The organism is Halorarius litoreus (assembly GCF_024362405.1).
Taxonomy (GTDB): domain Archaea; phylum Halobacteriota; class Halobacteria; order Halobacteriales; family Haloarculaceae; genus Halorarius; species Halorarius litoreus.
In genome coordinates this window covers 859,133-877,948 of record NZ_CP101454.1, presented here as the reverse complement: position 1 = coordinate 877,948, position 18,816 = coordinate 859,133, and the positions used below count along the sequence as shown (strand labels likewise).

At 65.3% G+C, this 18,816-nt stretch carries 16 protein-coding genes; 8 read left to right on the top strand and 8 right to left on the bottom strand.

Translation table 11 applies throughout. From position 1 onward, the window contains the following. Window positions 1–2: 2 nt before the first annotated feature. Window positions 3–1,301, top strand: coding sequence for an ABC transporter substrate-binding protein (locus NL126_RS04430; protein WP_255197708.1), 1,299 nt, complete (start codon window positions 3–5; stop codon window positions 1,299–1,301). A 59-nt stretch (window positions 1,302–1,360) separates the two neighbouring features. Here NL126_RS04430 and NL126_RS04425 read toward each other — a convergent pair whose 3' ends face one another. Beyond that, the gene (locus tag NL126_RS04425) at window positions 1,361–2,260 is read right to left on the bottom strand and encodes a dihydrodipicolinate synthase family protein (protein ID WP_255197707.1); all 900 of its coding nucleotides are present in this window, start codon (window positions 2,258–2,260) and stop codon (window positions 1,361–1,363) included. A 96-nt stretch (window positions 2,261–2,356) separates the two neighbouring features. Between NL126_RS04425 and NL126_RS04420 the strand changes: the two genes are divergently transcribed. Beyond that, window positions 2,357–3,832 carry an aldehyde dehydrogenase family protein gene (locus NL126_RS04420; RefSeq protein WP_255197706.1) on the top strand — a complete coding sequence of 492 codons (1,476 nt, stop codon included), beginning with the start codon at window positions 2,357–2,359 and terminating at the stop codon, window positions 3,830–3,832. Between the two features lie 71 nt (window positions 3,833–3,903). Here the strand turns inward: NL126_RS04420 and gfo6 are convergent, their stop codons facing one another. The 6 genes from gfo6 to NL126_RS04390 all read right to left on the bottom strand — a co-directional run bounded on the left by gfo6 (window position 3,904) and on the right by NL126_RS04390 (window position 11,218). Further along, window positions 3,904–4,998, bottom strand: coding sequence for a D-xylose 1-dehydrogenase Gfo6 (gene gfo6 / locus NL126_RS04415; RefSeq protein ID WP_434084158.1), 1,095 nt, complete (start codon window positions 4,996–4,998; stop codon window positions 3,904–3,906). Between the two features lie 455 nt (window positions 4,999–5,453). After that, a complete protein-coding gene (locus tag NL126_RS04410) occupies window positions 5,454–6,065 on the bottom strand; it encodes a hypothetical protein (RefSeq protein WP_255197704.1) in 612 nt (203 codons plus the stop codon). Window positions 6,066–6,681: 616 nt separating this feature from the next. Next, on the bottom strand, window positions 6,682–8,631 hold the full coding sequence (locus NL126_RS04405; RefSeq protein ID WP_255197703.1) for an archaea-specific SMC-related protein: 1,950 nt from the start codon (window positions 8,629–8,631) through the stop codon (window positions 6,682–6,684). A 115-nt stretch (window positions 8,632–8,746) separates the two neighbouring features. Next, window positions 8,747–9,367, bottom strand: coding sequence for a rod-determining factor RdfA (rdfA, locus tag NL126_RS04400; RefSeq protein ID WP_255197702.1), 621 nt, complete (start codon window positions 9,365–9,367; stop codon window positions 8,747–8,749). Window positions 9,368–9,405: 38 nt separating this feature from the next. Next, window positions 9,406–10,173, bottom strand: coding sequence for an IclR family transcriptional regulator (locus NL126_RS04395; RefSeq protein ID WP_255197701.1), 768 nt, complete (start codon window positions 10,171–10,173; stop codon window positions 9,406–9,408). A gap of 190 nt (window positions 10,174–10,363) precedes the next feature. Further along, window positions 10,364–11,218 carry a beta-keto acid cleavage family enzyme gene (locus tag NL126_RS04390; protein ID WP_255197700.1) on the bottom strand — a complete coding sequence of 285 codons (855 nt, stop codon included), beginning with the start codon at window positions 11,216–11,218 and terminating at the stop codon, window positions 10,364–10,366. A gap of 106 nt (window positions 11,219–11,324) precedes the next feature. On the opposite strand from NL126_RS04390, the gene NL126_RS04385 reads away from it, so the two are divergent. The 6 genes from NL126_RS04385 to NL126_RS04365 all read left to right on the top strand — a co-directional run bounded on the left by NL126_RS04385 (window position 11,325) and on the right by NL126_RS04365 (window position 17,001). Beyond that, window positions 11,325–12,101 (top strand): SDR family NAD(P)-dependent oxidoreductase, encoded by a 777-nt coding sequence (locus tag NL126_RS04385; RefSeq protein ID WP_255197699.1) that lies wholly within the window; start codon window positions 11,325–11,327, stop codon window positions 12,099–12,101. Between the two features lie 129 nt (window positions 12,102–12,230). Continuing rightward, window positions 12,231–13,565, top strand: a complete 1,335-nt coding sequence (locus NL126_RS04380) for a sugar ABC transporter substrate-binding protein (RefSeq protein ID WP_255197698.1) — start codon at window positions 12,231–12,233, stop codon at window positions 13,563–13,565. A 15-nt stretch (window positions 13,566–13,580) separates the two neighbouring features. After that, entirely contained in the window at window positions 13,581–15,155 is a 1,575-nt protein-coding gene (locus NL126_RS04375; protein ID WP_255197697.1) for a sugar ABC transporter ATP-binding protein, read from the top strand. Between the two features lie 92 nt (window positions 15,156–15,247). Continuing rightward, window positions 15,248–16,150: an ABC transporter permease gene (locus NL126_RS04370; RefSeq protein ID WP_350355520.1), complete on the top strand. Its 903-nt coding sequence runs from the start codon at window positions 15,248–15,250 to the stop codon at window positions 16,148–16,150. Window positions 16,151–16,501: 351 nt separating this feature from the next. After that, window positions 16,502–16,648: a DUF7331 family protein gene (locus tag NL126_RS22105; protein WP_434084157.1), complete on the top strand. Its 147-nt coding sequence runs from the start codon at window positions 16,502–16,504 to the stop codon at window positions 16,646–16,648. Window positions 16,649–16,656: 8 nt separating this feature from the next. After that, window positions 16,657–17,001, top strand: a complete 345-nt coding sequence (locus NL126_RS04365; protein ID WP_255197695.1) for a HalOD1 output domain-containing protein — start codon at window positions 16,657–16,659, stop codon at window positions 16,999–17,001. 123 nt (window positions 17,002–17,124) lie between these two features. Here NL126_RS04365 and NL126_RS04360 read toward each other — a convergent pair whose 3' ends face one another. Next, window positions 17,125–18,804: an aldehyde ferredoxin oxidoreductase family protein gene (locus NL126_RS04360; RefSeq protein ID WP_255197694.1), complete on the bottom strand. Its 1,680-nt coding sequence runs from the start codon at window positions 18,802–18,804 to the stop codon at window positions 17,125–17,127. Between the last annotated feature and the right edge of the window lie 12 nt (window positions 18,805–18,816).

Genomic DNA, 18,816 nt, shown 5'->3' with positions numbered 1-18,816 from the left:
GCGTGGCAGGCATCGCTGGTCTGGCGGGATGTACCGGCGGTGGTGGCGACGGCGGTGACGGCGGTGGTGGCGACGGCGGTGACGGCGGTGGTGGCGACGGCGGTGACGGTGGCGGCGGCGGCACGACCGACATCAAGTTCATCGCGCCGGGGTACTCGGGGGTGTTCAGCGACGACATCGTCCCGATGTTCAACGAGGACGTCTCCGGAGTCGAGGCGAACACCCAGACGACGACCGCGGAGTCGTCGTCCACCCGGAAGTACTTCGTCAACCAGTTCGTCTCGCAGTCGTCGGACTTCGACAATGGGATGATGGACGTCATCTGGCCGGCGGAGTTCGCGCAGAACGAGTGGATCGAGCCGATCGCCGACCCGGAGAACCGCACCGACGCGATGCTCGAGACGCCCGTGGACGCCGCGACGGTCGACGGAACGCTCGTCGGGATGCCGCTTTTCACCGACGCCAACGGGTTCTACTACCGCTCGGACAAGCTTGAGGAGTACGGCTACGACGAGCCGCCGAGCACGTATATGGAGGTCGTCGAGATCGCCCAGGACATCCTCGAGCAGGACGACGAGATCCAGAACGGCTACATCTGGCAGGGCGGCCCGAACGAGGGGCTGACGATCATGTGGCTCAACTGGCTGTGGGGCATGGGCGGCAGCGTCCAGAAGGACGGCAAGCTGGTGGTCAACTCCAAGAAGGGAGTCGAGGCGCTCACGCACGCACGTGATCTCATCACTAAGTACGACGTCACTCCCGACTCCGTCCCTGCGAGCAGCACCGACCAGAACCGGCAGACGTTCCAGCAGGGCAAGACCCTGTTCATGCGCAACTGGCCGTATGCGGTCGGGCTGATGGACGCGGACGACTCGCCCGTCCAAGGCAAGTTCGACGTGACGACGATGCCGAAACAGGAGGGGCATCCCGACGCGAACAACTCCTGTCTCGGCGGCTGGAACATCTTCATCAACCGCTACTCGGGGAACAAGGAGGCAGCCCAGCGGTTCGCCAGCTACATGGCATCGGAGAAGGTGCAGACGCGGCTCGCAGTCGAGCACAACTACCTGCCGGTCCGCAAGAGCGTCTACAACGAGGAGAACTACGAGAAGAACCCGCAGCTCAAGACGTTCAAGGACATCACGGCACAGACGAGCGCCCGCCCGTCGACGCCGAAGTACACCACGTTCTCCTCGATCCTGTTCACGGAGGCGAACAAGGCGCTGGTGGGCGACAAGTCACCGCAGAAGGCGCTCGACGACGCCCAGTCGAAGATCGACTCCGAAGTCAACAACGCCTGAGACAGGGCACCCTCGATTTATCGGCGGCGGTGAGAAGGAGGTCGACCGCAGACGGCCCGTCAGCGACTGGCCGCGGCCGCCGTCTCTGAGATGTGTCGGTACGAGCGCTCGAGCACGCGTTTCTGTGACTGGTCGAGCTGTGGGAGCGGCGCAAGCGGCTTCCCGATGCTCCGGTCGGCGAAATTGAGGAGGTGTTTGATGGCTGCCGCCGTCGGAACGTCGCTGGTCGCGCTCACGGTCGGTGAGATGACCGTGTTCATCAGGCTGACGGCGCGGCTACGGTCGCCAGCCCGGTACGCGTCGAATAGTTCGACGACCGCACCGGGGAAGACGTTCGCGGGGCCGGCGACGAGGCCGTCACAGCCCGCGTCGAGCGAGGCGAGCGCGAGTTCGGTCGCGCCCTGCAGGACGCCGAACTCGTCGGGCGTCGCCTCACAGACCTCGTAGACGAAGGTCATGTCGCCCGAGGTGTCCTTGAGGCCGACGACGTTCTCGTGTTCGGCGAGTTGTGCGACGGCGTCCACCGAGAGGTGCTGGTTCGTCAGCGCCGGGATGTTATACAGAACGACGGGGAGACTGGCCGCGTCGGCGACCGACTCGAAGAACGTCGTCAGTCCCGCCGTGGTCGTCTGGAGGTAGTAGGGGGTGACCACGACGGCGGCGTCGGCACCGGCGTCCGCCGCGGCGTCGATGTGGTTCAGGACCGCGTCGGTGCTCGTGTCGCCACAGCCGGCCAGGACGGGGATGTCGCCGGCGGCGTCGACGACGACCTCGGTCGTTCGCGCCCGCTGCTCGTCGGTCAGGCTCGAGAACTCGCCGATCGACCCACAGGGAAACAGTCCGTCGATGCCACTCCCCACCAGCCACTCGGTGTACTCGTGGAGCGCGTGCTCGTCGAGTTCGCCACGCCGACCGGTGGTCGGCGTCGCCATGGGGACATACACCCCTGATAGTGACATACCAAACGTCTCGAAAAGGGACCAGAAATAAGTTGTGGTAAGGTCCCTTCATCGACACAAACTTTTATCAGCAGTTGTCGATACGTTCTACCCAGTATGAGCCTAGAGCGTACCAGCGGGTACGAGGGAGCACTGCTCGTCGACGGGTCGTGGATCGACACCGGAGAGCGTCGGGACGTGATCCATCCGTACGACGGCTCGGTCGTCGGGTCAATCGCGCTCGCGGACCGCGAACAGGTCGTCGAGGCGGTCGAGGCGGCCGACCGTGCCGCCGAGGCGTCGGAGCTGTCCGCGTACGAGCGCTACGAGCTGCTGATGGAGACGGCCGCACACCTCGAGGACGAGGCCGAGTCGGTCGCACGCCTCCTGACGAGCGAGCAGGGGAAGCCGCTCGTCGAATCCGAGACGGAGGTCGACCGCGCGGTCCAGACGCTACGGCTGTCCGCCGAGGAGGCCAAGCGGCAGTTCGGCGAGTACGTCCCTATGGACGCCCAGCGGGGGTTCGCCCGTGACCACTGTTTCACCCAGCACGAACCGCTCGGCGTCGTGGCGGCCATCACGCCGTTCAACTTCCCGCTGAATCTGATGGTACACAAGGTCGGGCCGGCGCTGGCGGCTGGGAACGCTGTCGTTGGGAAGCCGGCGTCGAACACGCCGCTTGTGAGCCTCAAACTGTTCGAGTTCCTCGAGGAGGCCCGCCAGGAGGTGGGTGCGCCGTCGGGGCTGGTGAACGTCGTCACGGGCAGCGGGAGCACGACCGGCGACGTGCTACTGGAGCACGAGGCCGTCGAGGCAATCTCGTTCACTGGCAGCACTGCGGTCGGCAAGTACCTCGCCGCGAACAGCGGGATGAAGGAGCTGACCCTCGAGCTGGGCGGCAACGACCCGACCATCGTCTGGGACGACACCGACATCGAGGCAGCAGCCGAACAGGTCGTCGGTGGCGCGTGCTCGAACGCGGGACAGGTCTGTAACAGCGTCGAGCGGGTCATCGTTCCCGAGCACATCGAGCGTGAGGTCATCGAGGCGCTGGTCGATGCGGCCGAGTCGCTGACTGTCGGCGACCCGTTCGACCAGGCGACCGACGTGGCGTCGATGGTCGACGACGACCAGTTCGAGACGGTCGTCGAACTGTACGAGGCGACCGTAGAGGCCGGCGCGACCGTCGAGTGCGGAGGCAACTACGGTGGCGACCTCGGCCCCCGGACGTTCGAGCCGACGGTGCTGTCGGGCGTCACGCCGGACATGCCCGCGGCGAACGAGGAGGTGTTCGGCCCGCTGGTGCCGGTCATCTCGGTCCCGGACTTCAACGCCGCCATCGCGGAGGCGAACAACACGGACTACGGACTCGAAGCCGGAATCTTCACGCAGGACATCGACCGGGCGCGCCGCGCCGCCGACGAGATCGACGCCGGGGGCGTGAACGTCAACACGGTGAGCGGCTTCCGCGCCGACCACATGCCCTACGGCGGGTTCAAGGATAGCGGCGTCGGCAAGGAGGGCATCAAGTACGCGGTCGAACACTTCTCGCGGCAGAAGCTCGTCGGGTTCCACGACGGCTTCAACGCCTGAGGCGACGCGACCTCGGTCGGCACGGGTCGTTCCCGTCGACGAGCACACGGCGGCTCGCCGTCGTTGCGTAGTTACTCGACGTCGACCCACCGACCACGCTCGTCGGCCTCGTAGACGGCCTCCATCGCGTGCATGTCGACGAGTCCGTGGCTCCCGTCCGCGTAGAGGGGCCCGCCCGTCCGGACCTGGTGGGCGAAGTAGTCGAACTCCTCGAGCATCTGGTCGACCGCCGTGACGTCGACGCTCGCACGGCCGCCGCCGCGGGAGACGCGGAGGGTGCGCTGCTGGTCCTGGAAGAACGCCGGTTCGACGCCGACCCGACCCTCGGTGCCGGTAACGTAGATGCAACTCGACTGCCGGGCGTTGTGGCTTGCGAAACACGAGGCGTACACGTCGTCGGGGAACTCGACGGTGAAGGAGACGGTCTCGTCGACCTCGTCGAACGCGTCGTGGCTGCTCCGCGTCCGCCCGGTCACGGCGACCGGGTCGGCGTCGAGCAGGAACCGCGCCGTGTTGAGCGGGTAGAGTCCGATGTCGAACAGCGCCCCACCTCCAGCGAGTTCAGGGTCGAGCCGCCACTGGTCCGGGTCCGCGTTGATGCGGTCGAGGAGGCGCTGGGACATCGTCCCCCGGACCTCCATCGGTTCGCCCACGACGCCCGCCTCAATCAGTTCACGGGCCCGGCGGACCGTCGGCTCCGTGTGCATCCGGTAGGCGACCATCAGTTCCACGCCCGCGTCGGCGCACGTCTCGCGGAGCGTGGCGGCCCGCGCCGAGTCGCGCTCCATCGGCTTCTCACAGAGGACATGCTTGCCGAAGTCGGCGGCTGTCTCGACGTACTCGAGGTGCAGCGCGTTCGGCGTGACGACGTAGACGGCGTCGTACGCGTCCGCCGCGACGCCCTCATGGAACTGGTCGTACGTGATGCCGCGAGCGTCGCCGTCGACCTCGCTGGCGACACGCTCGGCCTTCGCCTCGCTGCTGGTCACGACGACCGACGGCTCGCACACCTCGCTCGCCTCGAGCGCGGGGAGTGCTCGCCCCCGCGTGAACCAGCCGACGCCGATGACCGCGAACCGCATCGGTTCGAGCCGCTCGAGCGGTTCGGTCTCCCAGTCCCGCTCGCAGACACCGTCCAGTACCGGATGAAGTCGCTCGCGCATCATCAGTCCGGTCACGCGAGACGCTAATAAATCCGACCCTCTCCGCCGTGGGGAGCGCACGGGATGGCATCAGAATATGACAAAAAGATCAGTTCAAGTGTTCTTGGAGACGTAACACAGATATGGTGATAACCGAGTTTTGAGTGGATAAAACTGCATAATATGCTTGAATCGAACGATCTCGACTATTACTAGTAGTTAAAATATTGGTTCGGCTCGAGGGGCAGCCGATGGACGTACGCTTCGGAGCACTCGACATCGAAGTACTCGAATCTAGTCACGAAGATCTGTGGATTTCACGCCCACTCGTACGCCAAAACTACCACGAATCGTCTCATCGCCATCTCCTAGTCCCATCGAGTGAGTTCTGGATCGCCTCGACCTGGGAGCGATTAGTCGAACGGCGTCGGAAGTACGCCTAATAGTACGAATACTTTTGTTCGCCGTGTTACAATGAATTACCTCACAACGGCGAAGGGGTCGCCCCCGAGGGTGTTCTCGCGGTAGAGGACGACCGGCACCTCGAAGCCGTGGAAGTCGACGGTGTAGCGGGCGAGCCGCTCGCTGGCGAACCGTTCGACGCCGACGGTATCGGCGGCGAAGTCGGTGACAGCCGGCGCGAAGTCAGTGGTGTGGACGACGAGTCGGTCGCCCTCGGCGTCGGCCATCTCGACGCGCGAGTCGAGCGCCAGCGGCGTCACGTCGCCCAGACACCGCGTCCGGGACAGCACGTGGTAGACGAGGCGACGCCGTGCGGCGGGCGAGCAGTCGACCAGTCGGTCGAGTGCGTCGTCCCACTTGGCCGGGAGCCCGTGCTCCAGGCGCTCGGCAGCCCCCTCTCGCGTGAGTGGTGGCTGGACGCTCGCCTCCTCGAAGTACGATTCCGCCCGTTCGAGTGCCTCGTCGTCCGGACACGACGGTTCGCGCACTTCGTAGGTGAACGCGTCCGGTCCCTCGTGAATCGAGACGATGACCCGGTGGCCGACCGCGTACTGTGCGTGGACGGCCGGTGCGTACCACGCGTCGCGGTCGTCGGGTGGAACGGGGCTCGGCACGTCGACTGCGACCATGGAGACGTTGGGTGAATATTCCGTAATAAAATCTTGGAAACGAATTGTCGAATTAACTCCCGGCTACGCCCGGGACCGTCACCGCTCCGGGGCGGCTCAGGGGCTGAAACAACACCCGGTGTGGAACTCGCCAATACAGAACGCGCAGCCCGGTCGTACACACGCCGGCTGAGCGACCGGTCGACGATCTGTGGGGCGTCTGCTGGCGGACATTCAACCACTTTATTGAGGTATATAGTTGTATACTCTGTTCGGCCTGCCTCGGCGGGCGAACTCAGTCACACCGCCATCTCGAATAACCAATCCGTCAACAAGATGTGCCGATGTAGCTGTATTCGAGGGGTAGCCGAACTACACAGCCACCCTATTCACAGCGAAATGCGTTTTGGCGAGACAGGGGCCGGTTTGAACCTAGCACTAGGAAATATTCTGGATATCTACTGCATTTACTGTCATAATATTGGATTTTATTCTCTATTTGTGCAGATAAACAGGTACTATCTGTGCTACAACCGAGAGCCGGTCCGCGCTCAAAAATAGTACAACTACTAATCTCAGTATTTCGTTCTCGTTACGTAGAAAGCCCCCACTCGGCGAGAACCGTCGGGGCAGGGACTCAGATGGACCTGACCCGGTTGTACTCGTCGGCCAGGGCCTCGGAGTCCTCGGGGAGGAGAGCGACGACGAGGTGGGGGGCGTAGTCGGCGAAGTAGTCGACGACGCTGGCGATACGGTCGGCGTCGATGGCCTCCAGCGAGTCGAGCAGCATGAACGGCACCGTCTCGTACACCTCGTGGACGAGGTACCCGGCGAGGGCGAACACCAGTCCCGTCACCTCGCGTTCGCTCTCCGAGAGGTGGTCGACCGTGTCCTCGTACGCCGTCCCGGACTCGGTCTGGCGGACGACGTGGAGTTCGAACACGCTCTCGATGGCCTTCTGGCGTCCCTCCTTCACCTCGCGCTGGAGGCGCTCGATCCAGATCCGTTCGAGGTTGTCGTAGTCGAGCAACTCCAGGATGGCCGCCATGTGCTCGTTGAACTGCTCGACAGCGTCCGCCTCGATCTGCTCGACTTTCGTCCGGAGGTCCGCCAGTTCTTCGTCGACCGTGTCGACCTGCGCTTCGAGCGTCTCGCGCTCGGAGAGCTCGCGTTCGATGTGGTCGAGCCGGCTCTCGACCTCCGCGTGCTCCTCTTCGAGCTGCTGGATGTCGAACTCCAACTGGTTCGCCTCCTTGTTGAGGTCGACGACCTCGCCGTAGTCCTCGTCGGGGAGGGCGTCGACCGCGTCCTCCAGCGATTCGACGCGCTCGCGTAGCGACTCCCGCTCGTCGCGGAGCTCCGCCAGCTTCGACTCGCGGTCGTCGATCTCGTCCGTGAGCTGCTCGTGGCGCCGCTCCATCTCCCGGAGCTGTTTCCGCTGTTCGGCCAGACGGTCGCGCTCCATCTCCAGGTCGTCGAGTTCGGCCTGGAGCTCGCTCCGCTCGTCGAGGAGGTCACGGCGGAGCGACCGGAGGCGGTCGACCGTCGACTCGACGGCGCTCTGGTCGACCGACGTGCCACAGGTCCAGCAGGTGACGGTCTCCGACGTCACGAGCTGGTCTGTCACGTCGCCGGCTTCGTCCGGCTCGTCGTCGAGATACGCGTGGAGCCGTCCGGAGTCTCCCTCCAGCATCTCCTCGTTGAAGTTGACGATGCTCTGGAGCTCGCTGATGGTGCCGTCGAGCCGCGTCTTCTGGCTCCGGAGCTGTTCGAGCTCGGCTTCGATTTCGGCCGCCTCCTCGTCGGGCGCCCCCGACAGGCTCGCGTTCGTCGCCTCGATGTCGTCGAGTTCGTTCCGCAGCGCCTCCAGACTCTCCTCCTGTGAGTCGATGCGGAACCGCACTCGTTCGAGGTCGGACCGGGCGGCCTGGAGCTCGTCGAGCTGCTCCTGCAGTTCCTGTTTCCGTGCCTTGCTCTCCTCGAGGTCCGTGTTGGCCGCCTCGATCTCCGACTCCTTCGCCTCGAGGGCGGCCCGTTTCTCCTCGAGCTGTTCGTCGAGCTCGTGGCGTCGCGCCTCGAGGTCCGGGCGCTCCCGGCTCAGCGACTCCAGTTCCTCGAGGCGGTCGTCCAGCTCCTGTCGCTCCTCGCGGAGGTCGTCGATCTGTCGGCGGATGGCCTCGGTGTCGACGGGTCGCATGATGACGTCACGGAGGTCGGCACCGCGACGGATCGCCCGCCTGGCCTCGTTCGATTCCAGCAGGAAGGCGAACAGCTCCGCCAGTTCGGGGTCGTCGAGCCCAGGGTCACCCGACGTGACGACGGTCCCGTTCTCCCGAACGAGCTGGCGGGTGTACGTCTCGTCGCCGAGCGTGAGCGACACCTCGCCCTCCTCGGCATCGGCCTTGAGGGGGACGGCGTCGCTGCCGAGCGCTCCCATGATGGCCTTGAGGAAGGACGTGCGGTTGGTCGCGTTCCGGCCGGTCAGCACGTTGACGCCCGGTGGGAGCGACACCGTCGTCTCGTCGATGCCGCCGACGTTCCGGACGTGGACCTCGGCGGTCACCTCGGTCACACTGGCTGGTTCCATATCTCGACCCACGGGGACGCCGGTTATCAGGTTTGCGTCCGTATCGGAGTTCCATTACGAACATATGTCTGTAATACTTCTCTCCATTGTCATTACAACCGTATGTCTGTAATGGCTACTGGCAATCGCAGCCGCCCTGCTCCAGGAGGTCGGGGAGCTGGTACTGGGTGCCGCAGTTCGAACAGATGACCCGCACGTCGACGAGGACGTCGAACTCGTCGAGGGTGAGGTCGCCGCCGTTCGCCAGCCGCGACAGGGTGTCCGTCGCGACCGCCTTCGTCCGCCCCTGGAGTCGTTCGATGGTGTCCTGTGCGCTCGCTCGCGGGTCGACGTCCGGCTCTTGGCGCTCTGCCTCGCGGAACTTCCGCAGGTACGTGTGGATGGCCTGGTGGGAGACGAAGTCGGCTTCGAGCGCCTCGACGTCGACGCCGTCCCACTCCAGCCGGTTCCGGAGTTCGACCCGCGACCCGCTGCTCGTCGTCTCGTCTGTCAGCATCTCGTAGGTCCCCGCGACGTCGTGGTCGAGCGGGTCCATCCCGGCGTCGCGCATCGCCGCCTCGAGCAGCAGCTGGTTGAACTCGTCTGCGAGGTCGCGGAGGCTCGTCCCGTCGGTCGTCCACCGTTCTTCGAGCCACGCACCGCGACCGTCGAGCCCGTACTCCTCGATGAGTCGCCCGACCTTGCTGTTGGTGTGGGGGACGTCCGTCCCGTCGGCGTCGTTCCCGGCGTCACTCATTGTCCGTCGATAGACGACCGCACGCAAAAAGCCTCCCTCTAGGTGAGGGTGTGTTCGAGTTCGAACTCGTTGGCGATGCCGAGCAGGGTGTTCGGGAGGTCCTGCTCGAACGCGGTGTCGTCGAGCCGGTTGGCGGGGCTCGCCACGCTGAACGAGCCGATGACGCGGTCGTGGTGGTCGGTGACGGGGACGCCGACCGCCCGCACGCCGTCCAGTTGCTCCTCGCTGTTGAACGAGTAGCCCTGTTCCCGGATCGTCGCCAGCTCGGCGAACAGCTCTTCGGGGTCCGTGATGGAGTTCGCCGTCTCGGCTTTCAGCCCGTGGCGGTCGATGATCCCGCGGACGCGCTGCTCCGGGAGCTTCGAGAGGATGGCCTTCCCGGCGGCGGTGACGTGGAGCGGCACCTTCTTCCCGACCGTCGAGTACGTCCAGACCGCGTGTGCGCCCGAGGCCGTGAACATGTAGACCCCCCAGCCGTGCTCTTCGACCATGAACACCGCACGGCACTCCGTCTCGCTGGCGAGCTTCTCGGTGTACGCCTCCGCGGTCTCGTACGCCGGTTTCCGTCGGCCGACGTAGTTGCCGAGCGAGAGGAACTCGAGCCCGAGGTGGTACTCGTCGCCCTCGCGGGCGACGTACTCGTGTTTCTCGAGCGTCGCCAGATGGGCGTGTACGGTACTCGCGGCCATGTCCAGTTCCTCCGCGAGTTCCGACACCCGGCCGCCGTCGAGTGATTCGAGCGCCTCGATGACCTCGAGCGTCGTCTCGGTCGTCTTCAGCGTCCGAGTCGTGCGTTCGCGTCCCATGCTCCCACCTACAGTCCCCTGTATATAAAATTCGCGCGTGCCGAATTCAGATTCCGGGACAGATGGTACCAGCCCGCACGACTATTTAAATTCGGTAGCGACGAGCACCGCTCGGATATATAAATTTCGACCCACGCGAATCGTGGGCGTCGTCGGGGCGAAAACAGGGGGACGTGACGCGAACGGGTGGTCAGAGTCCGAGGATCTCGCGGGTCTCGTCGGGGGTGGCGAGCGGGCGGTCGAGTTCGTCGGCGATGCGGGCAGTCCGGCGGACCAGCTGGGCGTTGCTCTCGGCCAGTTCTCCCTTCCGGTAGTAGACGTTGTCCTCCATCCCGACCCGGACGTGGCCGCCCATCGTTATCGCCATCGTCGTGAGCGGGAGCTGGTAGCGACCGACCGCGAGCGCCTGCCACTCGGTGTCCTCGGGGAGGTTGTCGACGAAGTTGATGAGGTTCCGGGGGTGCGGGGGCGTCCCCGTCTGCATCCCGAGGATGACGGTCGCCCAGTACGGGGCGTCGACCAGCCCCTTGTCGATGAGGTTCTGCATCTCCGGGATGTGCCCCTGGTTGAACAGCTCCAGTTCGGGTTTCACGCCCGCCTCGCGCATCCGTTCGGCGTACTCCTCGCTCATCTCGCGGGGGTTGATGGCGGTGCGCGTCTGCCCGAAGTTCATCGGCCCGACGTCGATGGTGGCGACCTCCGGGCCGGGCTCGGTCTCGAGGACGGGCGCGATCCGCTCCTCGCGGGAGTAGATGCCGCCACCGCCGGTCGTGAAGTTCACGACGATGTCGTCACAGTGGTCGTCGATGGCGTCGAGCAGCTGCTGGAAGCGCTCGACGTCCTTCGTGTCCTCGTGGTTCGCGTCGCGGGCGTGCAGGTGGACCATCGAGGCGCCGGCCTCCTCACACGCCGCGAGGTCGGTCGCCACCTCCTCGGGCTGTGTCGGCAGGTTCGGGTTGGCCTCCTTCCCGTGGAGCCCGCCGGTGGTCGCGACGCTGAGAATCATCTTCTTCTCGAAGTAGTCGTCGAAGCCTTCGTAGGGCATGCTCCCAACTGTCGAACAGCAATATAAAAATGTTTGTGTGCTGCGTGGCGCCCCGGTCGTCGAGGACTAGGATAGATTTAAGTGGGATTGGTCGCCCCGTTACGGCATGCGGCGAAATAGCACAGCCATTGTCACCGGAGGGGGCCGTGGCATCGGCCAGGCGATATGCGAGGAGCTAGCCGACGCGGGCGTCGACATCGTTATCGCCGATATCGACGCGAACCTGATGGAGGAGACCGCCTCGCTGGTCCGGTCGGCCGGACAGGAGGCGTATCCCGTCCAGACCGACCTGTCGGACTTCGATAGCGTCCGCGACGCCGTCGACCAGGCGTTCGCCAGCTGTAGCGAGATCGACGTGCTCGTCAACAACGCGGGCATCGCCGGGCCGACCGCGGCGTGTGAGGACGTCGACCCGCAGGAGTGGGACGCGACCCTCGACGTCAACCTCCGTGGTGCGTTCTTCATGTGTCGGGAGGTGCTGCCGGCGATGAAAGAGCGGGGGTACGGTCGCATCGTGAACATCGCCTCCGTGACGGGGAAACGCCCCCTGGTGAATCGCACCCCGTACGCGACCGCCAAGATGGGACTCATTGGCTTCACCCGCACCCTCGCAGCGGAGGTCGGCCGACACGACATCAACGTGAACGCGGTCTGCCCCGGTTCGGTCGACGGGCCCCGCATCCGGTCGGTGTTCGAGCGCCAGGCGGAGGCGACGGGCCGGTCGTTCGACGCCGTCGAGGCGGACGTGAAGAACGAGAGCGCCCGCGGCGAACTGGTCGACAAGCGGGCGGTCGCCAACACCGTCCGCTACCTCTGTTCCGACGACGCGCGACAGATCACCGGCCAGGACATCAACGTCTCGGCCGGGAAAGTGATGTACTGAGATTTCGGCTACTCGCGCTCACACGAGCCGCCGAGCCGACTTCTTGCGAGCTGCCTCTTTATGTGCAACACGTTAAGGAAATACGAACATTTATTATATAGGAATCAACAGTAGCAGGTGAACGGCACCATGGCACGAGATAACAGCATTCAGTCCAGACGGCAGTTTGTCCGAAACACCGCGGCCGCGGGTACACTGGCGGGTCTGAGTGGGCTCGCCGGCTGTACCGGCGGTGGCGGCGACGGCGGCGGTGGTGGTGGCGGTGGAACGAACAGCGGGAGCGGAGACGGCGGTGGGGGCGGGAGTCTGACCTCGATGGGTTCCATCGCCAACCGACAGAACTCCTACTGGCTCAGCTGGGAGAAGGGCTACCTCGAGGCTTGTGAGGCCTTCGGCTACGAGACGAACGTCCAGACGAACAACGGTGAGGTTCAGACACAGCAACAGCAGTTCGACACGGCGGTGTCGAACAACGCGGACTTCATCGCCGGGCAGACCTACACCAACGCCGCCGCGATCACCCTCGCGGAGACGCTGGTGGAGGGCGAAACCCCGGGTGTACTCGCAGTCACCATCGCCGACTGGTTCGTCCCACAGGACGCCGGCGAGGAGTACGTGACGTTCTTCACGCCGCACTTCGTCAACCACGCCTACACCGCCGCGAAGATGCTCTTCGAGGCGATGGGTGGCAGCGGGAAGTTCGTCCACATCGAAGGGAACCGCGGCACGGCTCCGAACATCGGTCGGAACAAGGGTGTCGACCTGGCGATGCAGGAGTACCCCGACATCGAGATGGCGGGGCCACGCCAGCCGGGCAACTGGATTCGCTCGGACGCCCGCAGTGTCATGAACGACAAGGTCTCGCAGTTCGGCGACGAGATCGACGGCTACTTCGGCCAGAACGACGCCGTCGCGCTGGGTGGGCTCACCATCCTCGAGGAGAACGACATCGACGTGCCGGTCGTCGGCATCGACGCCAGCGAACCCGGGCTCGCGGCCATCGCCGAGGACCGGATGACCGGCACCGTCTCGGGCATGGGCCCGTGGCAGGCCGGCTGGTCGGTCGCGAAATGTCACGACTACATCAACGGCCACACGCTCAGTGGCCCGGAGCGGATGATGGCGTTCAACGCGCCGGTCTGTGTCAAGAACCCCGGCGACTGGACGGACACGATCGACCGGCTCCCCGTGGTCGACGCCGCCGACTACAACGACGCCATCTTCTCGGGCGAGACGCCCTACGACTGGACGAAGATGTCCGTCGTCGAGGCCGGCGAGGACGCCTGGGATCCCCAGATCGACATGCAGCCCATGAACCTCGCAGACATGAAGGAGGTCCTCGACTGGAAGGACAAGGACAAGCCGAGCGGGTACAGCCTGCCGGGCGTCTACACCGACAGTGCCGCTCAGGAGGAGACGACCCAGCTGTACAAGGACCAGTTCAAGACGAACCCCCTCAAATAAGTCTCTCATACCCCCATGGCATCAGAGACACACACGGACGCGATGGAGGCGGACCAGCCCGGCCCGGCTGGCGGGGGCGACTACAGCTTCCGCGTCGAAGGCATCTCGAAGTCGTTCCGCCACGTGCAGGCCCTCAAGGACGTCTCGCTCACCGTCGACCACGGCGAGGTCATCGGCCTCGTCGGAGAGAACGGCGCGGGCAAGAGCACGCTGCTGAACATCCTGACCGGCGTGTTGCAGGCCGACGAGGGCCAGCTGTACGTCGACGGAGACCCGGTCACGTTCACGAATCCGCGTGAAGCGGCGAACTACGGCGTCTCCCTCGTCCACCAGGAGCAGGACGTCATCACGACCATGCGGGGGTACGAGAACCTCTATCTCGGGCGGGAGATGGAGCGCTTCGGGGTACTCGAGAAGGAGCAGATGCGTAAGGAGGCACAGGCATTCGTCGACGAGCTGGGAATCAACATCGACGTGGACGAGCGCGTGCGTAACTACACGTTCAACGAGCGCCAGATGCTCGAGATCGCGAAGGCGTTCCACGTCTCCCAGAAGTCCGAGAACCCGGTCATCCTGCTCGACGAGCCGACGGCCGGCCTCGAGGAGAGCGGCCGGAAGATCCTCTTCGACCTCGTGAACGACCTGCGGGACCGGGCGACGTTCGTCTTCGTCTCCCACGAACTCGACGAGGTACTGCAGATCTCCGACCGGATTTACGTCCTCAAGGACGGCGAGCGCGTCGACGACACCACCGCAGCCGAGGCCACCACGGACTCGCTGCAGCAGGCGATGGTCGGCCGGGAGACCGCAGACGAGTACTACCGCGTCCCCGACCAGCAGCGCGAGGCCGACCTCGGCGAGACGACGATGACCGTCGACGCGGTGACCTACGAAGACACCGTCGGTCCGATCTCCTTCTCCGTCCGTGAGGGGGAGATATTCGGTATCGTCGGCGTCGAGGGCTCGGGCAAGCAGCGGTTCGGGCGCCTGCTCGCGGGCGACCTCGACATGACGCAGGGCTCGGTCTCCGTCGGCGGCACCACCCTACAGAATCCGACGGTCTCGGACATGGTCGACGCGGGCGTCGGCTACATCCCGAAGGACCGGAAGTCCGAAGGCTTGCTGCTCTATCAGTCGGTGCTGGTCAACACCTCCCTGGCGATGGTTCGGGACATGAACGGCAACACCCCGCTCCTCGACCTGGACGCCGAGAAGGAGGCGACCCTCAACGCCATCGAGGAGCTGTCCATCAAGACGCCGGGCCCCAACGCGCTGGTGCACGGCCTGAGCGGCGGGAACCAGCAGAAGGTCGTCATCGCCCGCTGGCTGGCCCAGGAGACCCCGGTGCTCGTGATGGACAACGTGACCCGGGGCATCGACGTCGGTGCCAAGGAAGAGGTGTACCGTCTCTGCCGTGAGCTGACCGACAAGGGCGTCTCGATCGTCTTCATCGGCGACGAGCTCCCTGAGGTCATCGGCATGTCCAACCGCATCGCCGTGATGGCGAAAGGCGAGTTCGTCGGCGAGCCGTTCGACGCGTCGCCGGGCAACAAACCGACCGAAGAAGACCTGATACAGGAGATGATCTAACAATGAGTACAAGTAGCGTCAGCGAGTGGATCACCGAACAACGAGAGCAGCGTAGCCTCCAGGACTGGATACAGGATCTGGGCCCGTTCGTCATGCTGTTCGGGCTGATTATCATCTTCACGTTCACGGCGGACAACTTCCTGACGGAGAGCAACCTGCTCGACAACGTCGCGAAGAACGCCGTCACGCTGCTGCTGGTGGCACTGGCGGGGACGTTCCCCATCCTCCAGCAGAGCATCGACCTCTCGGTCGAGTCGGTCGTGTTGCTGACGGGCGTCGTGACCGTCGTCCTGATCTCGCAGTTCGGCCTGGGCCTGCTGGCCATCCCGCTCGCCATCGGCGTCGGGATGCTCGCCGGCCTGTTCAACGGCATCGTCTTCACGAAGCTCAAGGTGCCCTCGTTCCTGGTCACTCTCGGGACGCTCTCGGTGCTGGCCGGGGTCGGGAAGATCATCACCGGTGGCTCGACCATCACCTTCCGGAATCCCGCCATCCGCACCATCTCGACCGGGGACGTGCTCGGTATCCCCAACCTCGTGCTCTGGGGACTGCTCATCTACGTGATCACCATCGTCCTGGCGTTCCGGACGAAGTTCGGCCGGTACTGCTTCGCGCTCGGGGAGAACGAGCGTGTCGTCGAACTCGCGGGAGCAAAGGTCGACCGCTACAAGATCTACCCCTTCGTGCTGTCGGGGCTGCTCTGTGGCACCGCGGGCGTCCTGCTGACGCTCCGCATCTCGTCGGCCTCGCCGAACATCGGGAGCGGGCTCCTGCTGCCCAGCATCGCCGCCATCGTCATGGGCGGGACGGCGCTGACCGGCGGCGTCGGCGGGCCCCACCGGACCATCCTGGGCGTGCTCGTCATCGCGGTGCTGAACAACGGGATGAACCTGCTCGGCATCGACTCGTTCGTCCAGGAGATCATCCTGGGGCTCGTGGTCGTCGCGGCGGTGGCGCTGTCCATCGACCGTGCCAAAATCGACGTGGTGAAGTAACCGGAATCGGTCGGTTTCGGCCCCTGTTCTTCCCGTTCGACGGGCTCGGCGTCGTGCTGCTTCGTGCAGCGGGCGCTGTTCCGCTCGGCGGGCTGGCTCTGTCACCTGAAAGCGTACTGTAACGGTGCGCTCCGGCGCGCTTCGACGTTCCCGTGTTTGGACGCGAGGTGGACACCACGTTGGTAGCAAGCTCGAACAACACTTTATACCGCGTTCGACGATGCTCGGGTGTTGGGCGGCAGCGGCAGCGACCCCGAGCACGCCACGGGTCGGGTCCGTCGGCAGCCGGGGTGGGCCGGGCTGTCACCGGCCCGCTCGTCCACGTCCAGCCCCACCATCGGTGACGCATCCATGACCGACAACGCAGCAGACCCCCCCGGACGTGCTGTCCACTCGTGCGCCTGTCTTCGAACTGCCGGCGGCGAGTACATCATCTACGAAGCGGAGAACCCCGCCGCGTGGATTCAGTCTGACACGACGAGTACCACGCGTCCCTAGCCCCACCTATGAACGAGGAACCCCTCACGGTAATCGACGAACAGCCAGACGAGGATGGGGTGGCGTCGGCTGGAGCGCGCACCTACGACATCGGCACCTACATGCGAGCGGGGCGGACGTGTGAAGGAATCGTCCGTGCCCTTGGGCGGGCGTTGCGGACGGAGCCACACGACGTGCCACTGCTCCACGCTGCTGTGGACTGCGATGCGGTCGAGCGACTGTTTCGCCCGTCTCGCGATGGTCGCCTATTGGACGATCTCTCGCTCACCTTTGGCTACGAGGGACAGTCGGTCACCATCACCGCCGACTGCCGCCTCACCATCCGGGACGCAGCAGAAAGCGCCCAGCGCTAACGCGTCCTGACGTACCGAGTCCCTCGGAGCCGTCCTCGCCTGCAACGCACATCGTGCTACTGGTGTCGCAGTATCAAAATCCGCTCACTGTGTCTCTCCCCGGAGCCCGACGGGGAGGTAGGACTAGTCCGCCGACACCGGGTCGTCGCCGACCGCGGCGTCGGGGACCGTCCCGTCGGCGTTCCAGTCGCGCTGGGCGTAGTACTCGTCGAGTGCCGCCTCGAAGTCGGGCAGGTCGTACGGGAGCGTGTCGTCCGCCCGGTCGAACCCGCGCTGGTTGTTGAAGTGGCGTTCGAGTTCGACGACCCGCGAGCCGATGGCGAGCAGGTCGTCGTAGTCCGCGTCGAACAGCCCCTCGAACCGCTCGGGCGTCATGAAGCTCCGCGAGAACCGGCAGACGACGCCACAGTCCTCCAGCGCCCGCGCGTTCTCCTGCTTCACGACGTGGGGTGCCTTGCCGTCGAGCCCCGTCGGGGGGAGCGCCTCGTCGCTGGCGACGAGCGGGTACTCCCAGGCGTACATCGTGGTGAACATGTGGTCCGCGCCGCGGTTGGCGACGGCGTAGCTCAGCCCCTGCCCGTTGAGCGTGCGTCCGTCGTGGGCAGCGAAGTCCAGCCCCTTGACCGTCCAGTTCTTGACGCCGAGCTCCTCGTGGAAGCGGTCGATGCCTTCTGCCAGGAGGTCGCCGTCGCCCTCGCGGTGGGCGATCTTCTCGACGGTCTCGTGGATCAGCTCGACGTTGCCGAACTCGTCGTTCGCCGCGAGGTAGGCGGCGACGACGTTGCCACACGAGATGGCGTCGAGGCCGTAGCGGTCACACTGCTCGTTGGACTTCATCACGTCGACGATGTCGTCGACGCTGCAGTTCGAGCCGAACGACATCACCGTCTCGTACTCGGGCCCCTCGGTCTCGACGCCCGCCTCCTCGTCCTTCGTCGGGAGCTTGCAGGCGAACGCACACGACGAACAGGTGCCCTTCTTGTACTTCTTCTCGGCGACGCGGTCGCCGTTGATGCCCTCGACGCCCTCGAACTCCAGTTCCGAGAAGTAGCGGGTCGGGAGCGCCTTCACCTCGTTGGCGAGGTCGGTGACGCTCGTCGTCCCCTGCTCCTTCATGATGTGGTCCGAGGTGGCCGCCTCCCGGTGGACGTCCATGTGCATCGGGGGAATCTCCACCTCGCGGCGCGAGTCGCCGTCGAAGGTGACGGCCTTCACGTTCTTCGACCCGAGGACGGCGCCGAGCCCGCCACGACCGAACGCCCGCGTCTCCGTCGTCATGATGGACGCGAACCGGACCTGGTTCTCGCCACCGGGACCGATGCAGGCGACGTGCTCGCTGTCGAGCTCGTGTTCGGCCTCGATGTAGGCGGTGGTCTCGGGGACGGTCGCCCCCTCGAGGTCGGGCACGGCTTCGAACTCGACGCCCTCGTCGGTGACGTGGACGACGACGAGTTCGTCGCTCGCCCCGGTGAGTTCGACCGCGGCGTAGCCCGTGTCGGCGAAGTGCCGGGACATGAACCCGCCGGCGTTCGAGGAGAGCAGGCCGCCGGTGAGCGGCGAGACGCCCGTGCAGTTCATCCGGCCGGTGAAGCTCATGTTCGACGTCTGCATCGGCCCCGTCGTGAATATCAGCGAGTTCTCCGGGCCGAGCGGGTCGGCGTCGAACGGGACGCGCTCGTGGGCGAGTTTCGTGGCGACACCTCTGCCGCCGATGAACGATTCCAGGACCGAGTCGACGGTCACGGTGCGTGCCTCCTGTGCGCCAAGGTCGACGCTACAGAGAGGCCCCTCTACCGACAGCATACGCGTGATACA